The following is a 12,027-nucleotide window of genomic DNA, read 5'->3' on the forward strand; positions in this document are numbered from 1 at the left end:
GGGCTCTGCTATTGGATAGCCTCGAAAATCGTCCCTCCTGTCCGGAATTCAAATGCACAGTCCAAAAGTGATCATCATCGGCGCGGGGGTGGCTGGTCTCAGCCTCGCCATCATGCTTGCCGAACAGAATATCGATTGTCAGGTTCTCGAAGCGAGGGAACGGTTCGATGGGCCGACGAGCGGCGTGCGCGTATCCGCCGAGGGTGTCGCCATCCTGAACCTGATAAAACTGACCCCTGTGGGCGAGGCCACAAAGAGAGTGGACATGCGCTTTGGCTGCCTGTCCGCCAGCTTCTCCGCTCGGGAGATTGCTCCCTCCGCAATCATCGTCACGCGGCTGGCGCTCCATGAAAAACTGATGAAGCGCGCACAGTCCCTCGGCATTCCGGTGACAACCGGGTTCAAGGTCGCCAGTCTGACCGAACGGGACGGTGGGGTCGAAGTGACGTCGCACTCGCGGGAAACCGTTACCGGCACCCTGCTCGTCGGGGCGGATGGCGTGGGTTCAACGGTCCGACAGTTCCTGAACCCTGGCCAGAGCCCTACCAAGACCTATGCCGGATATCTGGGGGTCGGGCTCATCACCCGTGACGATGCCAACGTCGAAATGACGCTCTACCACTATCCCGGCCAACAGGTCGGAATCGCCTCCTGCGGGAAGGCGCACGAGACAGCCACGAAGCCGAGCGTATTTCTGTGGACGCATATTCCCATGTCCGAAGCGGAGGCTGGCCTGGTAACGCGAGCGGGTGTCGAGGCCGAACTGGCGAGACGAGCTGAACGATGGAGCCCTGAGCTTCGCAGCAAATTCGGCCAGTTCACCAAGGACGCCGACGCCATATTAGCTTACGGCCCTGTCTATAATGGAACGCCCCCGGTCCGATGGTTCAGCGACCGGATTATCTTATGCGGGGATGCGGCACATCCCTATGGACCTGGCGGACAAGGAATCAGCATGGCGCTGAAGGATGCCAGAGCGCTGTGCGACGTCATCGCGCACGGCTTTACTGAAAATAACAAGGAGGGATTCCAGAGAACCCGAGGTCAGGAGGCCCGCATCTTCGGTGAGGCGGCAGAGAAGAGGAATGCCAGGACGGCACCGCCTACTCAATGGGGGGTATTCATTGAGGGAATTGTCATGAAGGCTAGCGAGATCATCACTCGGGGGAAGCTGATGCTTTGAGGTGGTGACACTGCAGAACTCGACAGGTCACGGACCGGCGGGGAACTCGCCACGTGCTTCCATCTCGACATCGTGCTGCCGGCCAGAGGCACAATCTCTCAAAGCTGGGTGGTTCCGGATCGTTCTCAATTTTCGTGGCTTCGATCTGTGGCACGATCGAACGGCGGGTTTGGAAAATCTGACGAGCTACTGCATCATTTCAACTGCGGCTGACGTTGGCCCCGCGATTCAAGTATGCACTGATTCAACGGGATGGCGCCCATGCCGAAATACGTAGCTCACGCGGCATTTCCACCGTATGCCGAAGCCGTTCGCCTACGCCTCCAGGCTTACCACTATTTTTGCGCCTGACACCCCACTTTTCTGAGCGTGCAGGGCGGTCTGGAGGCTTTCCAAGCCGTGGCCAGCGATCTGCGCCGTTGGCGCGGGCTGGAATTTACCTCCGGCAAGCGCATCGGCGAGAAAGTCGACATACACGATTTTGCTGACCTCGTTATCTTTGAGGCTGGTCCCAAAGATCAGTCTGGTTTCAACGCCGGCAGCTAAGTCCGTTGGAGGAGGCAGCGTTGTCGACACGAACCGTCTCCCGTCGCAAACGCTGACTGCAGAAAAGCAATCCTGGATATTTCCTGTCGCATGGAGGGCGCCAACGAACTCTCTTCCGCGCAGAGCTTCCACCACCTGATCTACCACGTACTTATCGGCATGGTCGAACATGAGCGTAGCGCCCAGGCTCTTCACCATGTCCATGTTATGCGGCGATGCCGTAGTGATGCATTCGTAGCCTGCAGCAACAGCGAGCTGGATTGCATTGCACCCGACACTCGATGAGCCGCCCCAGACCAAGATGGTCTTTCCGGTCGCTTTCGGCGTCAACGACGGGTGTTCCAAGCCAAGGTGGTTCTTTTCGAACAAGCCGCAAGCCGCGGTACCGAGGCCGAGAGGCAGGACGGCGGCATTCACATAGGAAATGTTCAACGGTATTTTCGAAGCCATGTTTGAGAGAACTAGGGTGAAGCTCTGAAAAGCGCCGTGCGCGGGCCGATTTGTGGTCGCCCCAACCGCCTGCCCAAGGACGCGGTCGCCAACCTTGAATCCCACGACATTGGTGCCGACCGCAACGACATCTCCTGCGACATCGCTGCCGAGGATCGCCGGATAGTCCAGCCATGGGAACAGCGCGGTGTCCTGCAGCAACCAGTCCACCGGATTGATTGCGATTGCCCTGTTTCGGACAAGGATTTCGTTCGGACCGGGTTGCGGCGCTTCAATGGGGGCCAACTGAAGTGGTTGACCGAGATCGGGCTGCCAGGCAGCGATAGAATGGTCCATGTTTTCTACCCGATGTTTAGAAGTTATTTGATTGTGGGGGCTGCCTACCGTCACCACGCCGACCGGAATTGTCCTGACCGATTGAATGCCGATGAGCGCATTCTTGCCCGGCGCACTTTCAATCACCGACCCGGACAAGAATTTTGCCGACGATCTTTCCGGATTCCTGGGCTGCATGCGCTTGGGCAATGTGCTGCATTGGAACTTCGAGGCCGATGTGAGGCCGATAGCGACCTGCCGCAACGCATGCCGTCACCTCCTTAACGGCCAACTGAAAGGCCGCGTCGGGAATGGTGGTGAAAAACACGAAGCGAAACACATAGCTCCCGAACATCGCTGTCCGGAACGGCATCGTCAGCTTGGCTGTGGGATCTTCTGTCGCATAGGCCGTGACAACCCCGCCTGGCGCCAGACATGCGATGTCGACGTCGACATTGTTGGCGAGATCAACGTCGACAATCCGATCGACGCCGGCATCTCCGGTAGCGTTCCTGATTGCCGCGGCGACGTGTTCAGAATGCCTGTTGATGATGAGATCAGCGCCAGCGTCGAGTGCCACCTTCTCCTGTTCCGGGCGACTGACGGTCGCCGCCACCCATGCCCCTGCCCATTTGGCGAGAAGGATCGAGGCAGTGCCGACAGCGCCGCCGCCGCCCTGGACAAGAACTCGCCGCCCGCGGACATCCCCATCGGCAAACAGGCATCGATGCGCGGTAATCGCTGCCACGCCCAAACAGGCGCCGGTCTCGAACGAGGTGTTGTCCGGCAAAGGGACTGCCAAACTGCTTGGAAGCACCACGAACTCTGCAGCGGTTCCATAGGGCCGGCCGTATTGCGCGCGGTAAAGCCAAACCCGTTCTCCGAGCCGTGCTTCGGGGACACCGGGGCCGATCTTGTCGATCGTGCCTGCGCCATCGTGATGGGGAACGATGCGGGGGAACGCCATCGGCGCACCGGCAAAGCCAGTCCTGGCTTTGATATCGGTCGGATTGACACCGGAAATCGCGACCCTCACGCGGACCTCGCCGAAACCGGGTTCGGGATCGGCAAGTTCCCCAACCACAAGAACGTCGCCGGCGGTCCCTTGCCGATCATAGTAGGCTGCTAGCATGGTGTGCACTCACTTCTAGGGATTGTCATCTATGCAACCGCGCTGGCCATTCGAGCCGAACGCCCCAATGCGGTAGACCAGTCCTCTGCTCCAAAGCCCATGTCTTGCGCTCGAGACAGGCTTTCGCGGAGGGCCTTCAAAACTCGGTTGCTCAATTGATTTTCTGCGGAGATCGCCGCCAGTAGCCCCATATCCTTGATCGGCATCGCAAGTCCGCTCGCAGGAAGCGGTCGCGCACCGGTGACCGATGGCGCATAGCTTTTGTAGATCGGCGACGCGAACAGGGTGTCTGTCATCAGGGTCATGAAGGCGTCGGCATCTGCTTTCTCAGCCTTCAGGATACCCGTTGTTTCCGCCATGGCCGCGACCGCGGCGCCGATCAGGAAGTTGCCGCAGAGCTTTGCTACGTTCGCTTGACGAGGCTCATTGCCTAGTGCCCAGACGCGACCAAAACTCTCGAGATAAGGACGCGCCTTTTCAAGCAGCCCGGGGTCACCGGCGACGCATATATTGGCGGCCTTTTGCTCGACGGCCTCGGGTCGGCCGAATAGCGGAGCAGAGAGATAGCCGATGCCTGCAGTCTGATGCACCAAGGTAAGCTCATCGGCGAGATTTGGGCTTAGCGTTGACAGGCAGACGTGCAGAGTCTCTCGACCGGTCGCCGAAGCAATTGCCTCGTGCGTGATGACTTCGCGAACGGCGGCATCGTCGAACAGGATGGACAGGACTAGCTTAGAAGCGAACGCATCACGGACGTCATTCAGTGGCCTTGCACCCAGCGCGACCATCTTCTCGACGGCGGCAGGCGACCGGTTCCAGACCCCCACCTCTTCGCCCAGAGCCAGAAGATGGGGAACAATGGTTGCCCCGATTTTCCCAAGGCCGACAACGGAAACCGACATGAAATTCTCCCTGTTGCCAAAACAGTACCGGGAGAACTATGCTGTTACCATATGACTTTTATCCTGTTACTAATGTAATAGCTGAGGATGCTTGGATGACGGGGGAGCGATTGGCACGACCAGCGGCGCGAAACGAGCTGTCGGAGTTCGTTCGGTATTGTCGCGAGCAAGCCTCACCCGAAGAACTTGGCATAAGCCCCGGTCCCCGCAGACGGACAAAGGGTCTTCGCCGTGAGGAGGTCGCGACCTTAGCTGGCGTTGGCATCACTTGGTACACGTGGTTCGAGCAAGGGCGCGATATCAAGGTTTCCGATGATTTTCTCAATCGCCTGGTCCGCGGTCTTCGGCTCGACCGTGCCGAGCAGGAGCATCTTTACGCTTTGGCGGGTCGGGTGGCCCGGCGGTCTCAAGCGCAGGTTTCAGAGTTGCCCATCGGGCTTTTGACCATGATCAACGCTCTTTCCGACCCCGCCTACTTTCTCGACAAAAGGTGGGATGTCTTAGCCTTCAACAAGGCGGCGTCTGAGCAGTTTCCGATGTTCGGTGAGCAACACCCGAACATTCTTCGCATCGTGTTTTTTTCCGACGCTTACCGGAAAAGCGTGCGTGACTGGCAATCGACAGCTCGGCTTATGTTCCTCAAAGCCCGTCATGACTACCTTACCGGCGGCTCGGATCCGATCCTTCGTGGTTTGCTGGATGAGATAGTGGATGCGTTTCCGCCTGCGAAGAAGTGGTGGAGCGACCCGGAAATCGTCCGAATTGGCGACAGCCGAAAGGAATTGCATTCCGCAAACTTTGGCTGGCGGACCTTTCACCTCAGCGTGCTCGTTTACGAGGACAGGCCCGACATTCGGATCATCGTCTACAGTACTGGGTGAGGATAGCTGATGGACCAACCCCGAGGCTGCCAGGCCAGCGGAAAAACAGAGCCTATCGAAGCCTGCTACCTTGCGGTACGGTCCGAAAGCAATGTCGGTTTTAGTACGAACATCGCATCGGAGACGCCTTCCCCCGTAAGCTCAAATGGTTTCCGCCTTTCTGGACGATGATGCCCATGCCCGTGTTGAAATCGCAGCCTGCGTCTGGCTCGCGTCAGGGCATCGCCTGACAGATCGCGGCGAGTTTCTGCCGAAACCATCGGTGGGCCGGGTCTGCATTGAGGCGGGGGTGCCACATCACGCTGATTGTCAGTTCGGGCGTGGACACGGGAAGGCCGAAGCCTTCCAGGCCTTGCGCCGCCACTTCCCCATTGCGAAGACAGGAGCGCGGCACCAACGCGATGAGGTCGGACTGGCGCGCGATTGTTAACGCATCGAGGAAACCTGGGACAACCGCGATGACTTTGCGTTCCAGGCCCAGTTCCTGAAGCGCGTTGTCCACTGGACCCGTTAACGCCCCCCGGCGCGATGCGACGACATGCCCACAAGCGGCGTAACGCTGCGGCGTCATCGCTCCGTCGAGCAAGGGGTGTCCAAGGCGGGCCACGCCGATGAAGCGGTCGCGAAAGAGCAGCAGGGTGCGCACCTCGGGCGCAGAAACACCCTGAGTGCCAACTTCGACGTCGATCGTTCCCTCCCGTAACGGGGTCGCATCCTTGTCGGGTTTAGGCGCGAAGCGAAGGCGGACAAGCGGGGCCTCGCGCGTAATCGCCGTGACGATCGCCGCAGCGAATAGCGTGACGAAACCTTCGTTGGCGCGGATCGTGAAGGTTCGGTCGAGCGAAGCCAGGTCCAGTGACTCTACGGTTGGCGTCAGCACCGTACGCGCATCGCGGGCGAGGACGTGAACGCGTTCTACCAGTTGCTCGGCATAGGGGGTGGGGACGAGTGAGCGCCCGGCTTGTACCAACAGCGGGTCGCCCGTGGCCGAACGCAGCCGCGCCAGCGTCCGACTCATAGCGGAAGGGCTGAGGCCGAGACGTCTGGCAGCGGATGTCACGCTGCGCTCCGTCAGCAATACGTCCAGTGCCGTAAGGAGGTTCAGGTCGACAGCGTTCATAGCAGCATTATACCGCGGCTTCGCAATGCATAGCGTTCGGCGCAATCATGCTTTGCGTCTTATGCGTCTGGTGCATCCCGTGGTCAAACCCATAATTGGGCGGCAACGATGAAAGGCCGGCCACATGAATAGATTTTCGGGTGAGCATCCCAGGACAATACTGCTTGTCGGCGCATCGCGCGGCCTTGGACACGCGATGGCGATCGAGTTCGTCAAGCAGGGATGGCAGGTCGTGGGCACGGTCCGCGAAAGCGGCCGGACCGATTTACACACGCTCGCCGATGCCCATCCCGATCAGGTAACGATCGCGCCGCTCGACATCACCGAGCCTGAGCAGATTTCAGCGTTGCACGAGCAACTGTCAAACCGCGTCTTGGACATCCTGTTTGTCAACTCTGGTATAGCCAATAGAGACGCATCCGCGCCGATCGCCCAGGTTTCGACCGACGAATTCATGCAAGTGATGCTGACCAACGCGCTGGGGGTGATGCGCGCCGTCGACGGCCTCCAGGATTTGGTAACTGCCGACGGTCTCATCGGGGTCATGTCGTCCGGACAGGGCAGCATCGCCAACAACACCAATGGCGGCTTCGAGGTCTATCGCGCAAGCAAAGCCGCCCTCAATCAACTCATGCGGAGCTATGCCGCCCGCCATGCCGACGATCCACGTGCAATGGTGTTGATGGCACCAGGTTGGATCCGCACCGCGCTGGGCGGACCAAACGCACCGTTCAGCATTGAGGAGACCATTCCGACCCTGGTCGAAACGCTGCTCGCGCAGCGGGGGAAATCGGGGCTGCGCTTCATCGACCGGTTTGGCGAGACCGTGCCGTGGTGATCGTTCAAGGGACGGGAAGAGACCTATGAAGCTAATCGGCATCGAGGAGCATTATCTGACGGCGGAAGTGCGCGAGGCCTGGAATGCGATTGATCTGGCTTCGGCGGATCCTTGCGTTTCCATTCACTCAGGAGAGCTCGAACGGCGTTTGCTTGATCTTGCCGACAGACGCATCGCCCTGATGGACGAGACCGGGCTCGACGTTCAGGTTCTGTCGCTGACCACACCGGCGCTGCACGATCTGGGGCTGGAAAGCGTCGGTCTCGCACGAAGCGCCAACGATGCAGTAGCTGAGGCGGTCGCGCGGCGACCCGATCGTCTGCAGGCATTGGCGACGCTGCCGGTGGCGATGCCGGACGAGGCCGCGCTGGAACTGGAGCGCTGCGTCCGAACCCTTGGCTTCAAGGGAGCCATCCTGTGCGGTCGGGTCGGACATCGAAATCTCGACCATCCGGAACTTCGTCCTGTATTCGAGAGCGCAGCCGCGCTGAAAGTTCCTTTGCTGCTTCATCCCCGCACGCCCGCCCCAGAGGTTCGATCCGCCTATTATTCCGGCTTCTCAGTAGAGGTCGATGCCGTATTCGCCATGTTCGGTCTCGGCTGGCATTATGATGCGGGCATCCAGTTCCTGCGTCTGGTGCTGAGCGGCACGTTCGATCGGTTGCCCGGCTTGCAAGTGATCCTCGGCCATTGGGGCGAGGTCGTGCTGTTCTATGCCGAACGGCTGGCGGCATTGGACCGCTTCTCGGGGCTGAACCACCCTATTGCGACTTACCTGCGCCGCAACTTATACGTCACGGCGAGCGGCATGTTCCTGCCCGACTATCTGGCGAGGGCCGCCGCGATCGTCGGAGCGGACCGGCTGCTGTTTTCCACGGACTTTCCCTACCAATATCGTCCGGGCGGCGATGCGCGGCGATTTCTGGCGGACTGCGGGCTGGACGAAACTGATCAGGCCGCATTCGTTTATGGCAACTGGGTTCGCCTGACCGAAGGCGACCCAGCGACGTCGAACCGTGGCCAAAACTGACTGCATCTGATAGCGAAGCTCGGACGCGCGCCAGATCGGTTCATGGACTTGTCCCGACTTTTGGTAACGCGAAGCCAGCTACCAGGTAATCGAGCAGGGCGCGGACGGCCGGTATCATCCCACGTCTGGATGGGAATACCGCATGCACGACGCCGCCGGGCGTCTTCCATTCTGGCAGCAGCCAAGTGAGGACTCCGGCCTCGACTTCCATGGCGACCAGGTGGGCCGGTATGAGCGCGGCGCCGAGGCCGTCCAAAGCCGCGCCCTTTAGGGTCAGAAGATCATCTGTCGCAAGCCGGGGCATGATGGCGAGTTCCGACTTCTGCCCGGACAGGTGGGTCAGCCGCCACATGGTCCTGCCATCCGGCGCCGCCATTGACAGCAATGGCATGTCCGCCATGTCTCCAATAGCCGCAGGTTCCCCATAGGTGCGAACCAGGTCGGGCGTGGCGACCAGGATCATCTCTGAAATTCCAAACTGGCGCATGGCCAGTTCGGTATCCTCGATCGGCGGCAATCTCACGCGGATGGCAAGGTCGAGACCTTCTTCGATTACATCCACGCGCCGGTTGGTCGCATTAAGCGCAATGCGTACCTCAGGATAATCGCCCAGGAAACGACCGAGCAAGGCGCCGAGCCCCCCCTGCAGCAACCCGATCGGGCAAGACATCCGCACCAGCCCCTGAGGCCTGGCAAGGATGTGGTCGATCGCATCCCTTGCCGCCTGCGCTTCTTGGAGCAGTGCCACACAGTGTCGGTGGAAGATCTGACCGGCTTCGGTCAGCGACAAATGACGGGTCGTGCGATTGATCAGGCGCACGCCCAGTTCTTCCTCAAGCCGGGTAACCCGCCGGCTGAGTTTCGAAGTCTGAAGATCCAATGCTTTTGCCGCAGCCGTATAGGAACCCGAGTCCACGACCCGGGCAAAATAGTAGAGATCATTGAGGTCGGTGACGGATCGCATGATGGTCATTATTCTACTGGGAGCAAAAATCCATTGCAATTGGAGGCCTGAACATCAGTTCGGTGCAGTCCTATCTCGCCTGAAGAGCAATAGAGGAGATCAGCACATGACTGAGAACGAGAAGATTGTGCGCGCGGCCTATGAGACCGCCGAGCGCCAGGATCTTGAGGCGTTCATCGACTGCTTCACACCCGATGGTACGCTGACTGACCAATCCGTCGCTGTCACCTACCAAGGCCGTGATGTGGCCAAGACGGTAGCAGTCTATGCGAAGGCCTTTCCCGACATGCATCGTGAACTGTTTCGCATGTTCGAGGTCGGCGACACGATCGTTGTGGAGCTGGCGCTACAGGGCACTCACAAGGGACCACTCGACCTCCCGTCCGGTACGGTTCAACCGACGGGCAAGCGAATGGATGCACCCTGCTGCGATGTCTTCCGGATCCGGGACGGCAAGATCCAGTCGTTCAACTGCTACCCCTCGGGGACCGTTGTGATGGAGCAACTCGGACTTCGCTGAAAGCAACAACAGGAGGACGAGTCCGCCGCAGGGTAAACCTAGGTGCGGCCACCTTGATGGCAGCGTCCTCCTGAGATTTTCAAATCTGGCTGGGAAAGGAATAGCAATGCCTAGCAGGACCATTGAGCAGCTCAATGGCATTGAGGATATCAAGCAACTCAAGGCGCGCTACTGTCGGCTGATCGACCAGAAGCAATGGAACGAGCTCGAAGCGGACTTCGTGGCCGATGCAACGATTGAGATCGCTGGCGCCCCAGGGGGCGCCGACGACACGCAGAGGTTTAGCTCGGCGCACGCTTTTATCGAGGGCCTGCGGCAGTTGATGGGCCCTCTGGTGTCAGTACATCAGGTTCATGCACCGGAGATCGAAATCCTGAACGCGGACACCGCGCAAGGAACCTGGACGATCTCCGATCGACTTGTGTTTCCCGATGGCAACCCGCTCAAGATCCTTCAGGGATGGGGAATCTATCACGAGACCTACAAGAAGGTTTCGGGTAGCTGGCGCTTCGCGAGCGTGCGGCTTGAGCGTCTGCTAGTGGAGCCGGAAAAAAGCACAGTTCCTGACAACGCCAAGACCGTCGCAACAAGACTGCTGCAATGCATTGGCAGCAAGGATCTGGAGGGCATGAAGGATCTGTTCGCCGAAGAGATCGACTGGTTCGTGCCCGGATCGAGCGAACTGCCTTGGACCGGAAAACGCACCAAAGGCAGCCAAGCACCGGAATTCTTCGCGGTGATGTGGCCATACTATGTCGAAGGGAAAAGCGCGGCGAACGTCGACGACATCGTCTCGGACGGCAATAATGTCGTTATCACCGGAACGTTCTCACATGTCATCGCCGGGAACGGCAGGTCGTTCGAGACTCCGATTGCTCTGCATCTGAAGGTGCATGACGGCAAGATCAGCTACCTTCAGCTGTACGAAGACACTCTGCTGATCTCCCAAGCGTTTGGAGCGGACGGAGCTCCAGCGGTTGCTCTAGGCGATCTGCCGAGGAGTCTCAAGCCGGCTGAGAAATCCAACACGGGGACGTATCGTAAGGCAGCCCCTGGGCCATCTTCCGAGGAGATCTCATTATGAAAAAGTCATCTGAGTCCGCAGACCGGATTCGTGAGCTGCTCGACCGGAACCTGCAGGAGGTTTTCGGCGAGAACAACGACGAGCGCCGCCGCGCGGCGATCGGCGAACTCTGGGCGGAGGACGGCGTCCTCTATGTCCCGCCGGGCGTGATCGTCGGACGAGAGGCGATCGACAAGTTCGCTGGCGATCTCCGCAAGAAACAACCACACTTCGCCTACACGCCGCGTGGCGCGCCGCAGGTGCTCCACGACGCAGGTCGGCTCGCCTGGGGTTCGGGGCCGCGCGGCGAAGCGCCGGCATACACGGGATGCGACGTGATTACCGTCCGCGATGGCAGGATCACGGCCCTCTACGTCTTCCTCGACGAGAACTCGGAAGAGCTCCGTTGGAGTGGCGGCCAGATCGCGAGCTAGTCCAATGGTCCGAATCCCGACCGTTCCGCGAACGCTGCTTTATTTCGAAGGAGCCATCCGATGATCCGGCAATCGTCTTTCAATAATCTGAAATCGCCGTCGCGCAGGCTGGTTCTGCGCGGCCTGGTCAAAGGCATGACAGTCGCAACGCTTGGGGGCTTGTCGACCGAAGCGTTTGCTGAAGATGCGACGCCCGTTCTCGCTCCTGCCAGCTCCGCGATCATACCCTTCCGGGTGGCCGTCCCGCAGGCCGCGCTAGATGACCTGAAGCGGCGCTTGGTCACGGCACGCCTTCCCGAGCGGGAGACAGTGGCCGACTGGTCGCAGGGCGTCCCACTGGCCAAGGCCAAGGCGCTGATCGCCCATTGGCGTGACCATTACGACTGGAGGCGCTTTGAGCGTCGGATCAACACGATCCCGCAGTTCCGCACCGAGATCGATGGGCTCGGGTTTCATTTCATACATGTGCGGTCGAAGCATCCGGGCGCGCTGCCGATGATCCTGACGCATGGCTGGCCGGGGTCGGTCGCCGAGTTCTTGGACGTGATCGGGCCGCTCACCGACCCAACCGCACACGGCGCTCGCGCTGAGGACGCGTTCGACGTCGTGATCCCCTCGCTGCCCGGCTTCGCCTGGTCCGACAAGCCGC

Annotated in this window: 13 protein-coding genes; 8 read left to right on the top strand and 5 right to left on the bottom strand. The window is 59.9% G+C overall.

What is annotated here, in order from left to right:
- The first annotated feature begins 52 nt into the window (after positions 1-52).
- Positions 53-1,183: an NAD(P)/FAD-dependent oxidoreductase gene (locus MOV61_RS10030; RefSeq protein ID WP_247136466.1), complete on the top strand. Its 1,131-nt coding sequence runs from the start codon at positions 53-55 to the stop codon at positions 1,181-1,183.
- A gap of 315 nt (positions 1,184-1,498) precedes the next feature.
- On the opposite strand, the gene MOV61_RS10035 is transcribed toward MOV61_RS10030, so the two are convergent.
- Genes MOV61_RS10035 through MOV61_RS10045 form a run of 3 tightly spaced genes read right to left on the bottom strand, consistent with a single transcriptional unit; the run spans position 1,499 to position 4,528 of the window.
- Positions 1,499-2,653 carry a zinc-binding alcohol dehydrogenase family protein gene (locus MOV61_RS10035; protein ID WP_247136467.1) on the bottom strand — a complete coding sequence of 385 codons (1,155 nt, stop codon included), beginning with the start codon at positions 2,651-2,653 and terminating at the stop codon, positions 1,499-1,501.
- Entirely contained in the window at positions 2,634-3,626 is a 993-nt protein-coding gene (locus MOV61_RS10040) for an NADPH:quinone reductase (protein WP_247136468.1), read from the bottom strand. The genes MOV61_RS10035 and MOV61_RS10040 overlap by 20 nt, the downstream gene beginning before the upstream one ends.
- A 29-nt stretch (positions 3,627-3,655) precedes the next feature.
- A complete protein-coding gene (locus MOV61_RS10045; RefSeq protein ID WP_247136469.1) occupies positions 3,656-4,528 on the bottom strand; it encodes an NAD(P)-dependent oxidoreductase in 873 nt (290 codons plus the stop codon).
- A gap of 95 nt (positions 4,529-4,623) precedes the next feature.
- Here MOV61_RS10045 and MOV61_RS10050 point away from each other — a divergent pair, with 95 nt between their 5' ends.
- Entirely contained in the window at positions 4,624-5,409 is a 786-nt protein-coding gene (locus MOV61_RS10050) for a helix-turn-helix domain-containing protein (RefSeq protein WP_247136470.1), read from the top strand.
- A gap of 214 nt (positions 5,410-5,623) precedes the next feature.
- Here MOV61_RS10050 and MOV61_RS10055 read toward each other — a convergent pair whose 3' ends face one another.
- The gene (locus tag MOV61_RS10055) at positions 5,624-6,529 is read right to left on the bottom strand and encodes a LysR family transcriptional regulator (RefSeq protein ID WP_247136471.1); all 906 of its coding nucleotides are present in this window, start codon (positions 6,527-6,529) and stop codon (positions 5,624-5,626) included.
- A gap of 124 nt (positions 6,530-6,653) precedes the next feature.
- Between MOV61_RS10055 and MOV61_RS10060 the strand changes: the two genes are divergently transcribed.
- Together MOV61_RS10060 and MOV61_RS10065 are read left to right on the top strand one after the other, a co-directional pair.
- Positions 6,654-7,367, top strand: a complete 714-nt coding sequence (locus MOV61_RS10060; protein ID WP_258718849.1) for an SDR family NAD(P)-dependent oxidoreductase — start codon at positions 6,654-6,656, stop codon at positions 7,365-7,367.
- Positions 7,368-7,392: 25 nt separating this feature from the next.
- Positions 7,393-8,397, top strand: coding sequence for an amidohydrolase family protein (locus MOV61_RS10065; protein WP_247136473.1), 1,005 nt, complete (start codon positions 7,393-7,395; stop codon positions 8,395-8,397).
- Between the two features lie 40 nt (positions 8,398-8,437).
- Here MOV61_RS10065 and MOV61_RS10070 read toward each other — a convergent pair whose 3' ends face one another.
- On the bottom strand, positions 8,438-9,361 hold the full coding sequence (locus tag MOV61_RS10070) for a LysR substrate-binding domain-containing protein (RefSeq protein ID WP_247136474.1): 924 nt from the start codon (positions 9,359-9,361) through the stop codon (positions 8,438-8,440).
- A 106-nt stretch (positions 9,362-9,467) separates the two neighbouring features.
- On the opposite strand from MOV61_RS10070, the gene MOV61_RS10075 reads away from it, so the two are divergent.
- The 4 genes from MOV61_RS10075 to MOV61_RS10090 all read left to right on the top strand — a co-directional run.
- Positions 9,468-9,881 carry a nuclear transport factor 2 family protein gene (locus tag MOV61_RS10075; protein WP_247136475.1) on the top strand — a complete coding sequence of 138 codons (414 nt, stop codon included), beginning with the start codon at positions 9,468-9,470 and terminating at the stop codon, positions 9,879-9,881.
- A gap of 106 nt (positions 9,882-9,987) precedes the next feature.
- A complete protein-coding gene (locus tag MOV61_RS10080) occupies positions 9,988-10,965 on the top strand; it encodes a nuclear transport factor 2 family protein (RefSeq protein WP_247136476.1) in 978 nt (325 codons plus the stop codon).
- Entirely contained in the window at positions 10,962-11,378 is a 417-nt protein-coding gene (locus MOV61_RS10085; RefSeq protein ID WP_247136477.1) for a nuclear transport factor 2 family protein, read from the top strand. Before MOV61_RS10080 ends, MOV61_RS10085 begins: the two co-directional genes overlap by 4 nt.
- A 60-nt stretch (positions 11,379-11,438) precedes the next feature.
- Positions 11,439-12,027 (top strand): epoxide hydrolase family protein (locus tag MOV61_RS10090; protein ID WP_247136478.1); only part of this gene is annotated, 589 nt, incomplete at its 3' end.

The organism is Neorhizobium sp. BETTINA12A (assembly GCF_023006485.1).
GTDB lineage: Bacteria > Pseudomonadota > Alphaproteobacteria > Rhizobiales > Rhizobiaceae > Neorhizobium.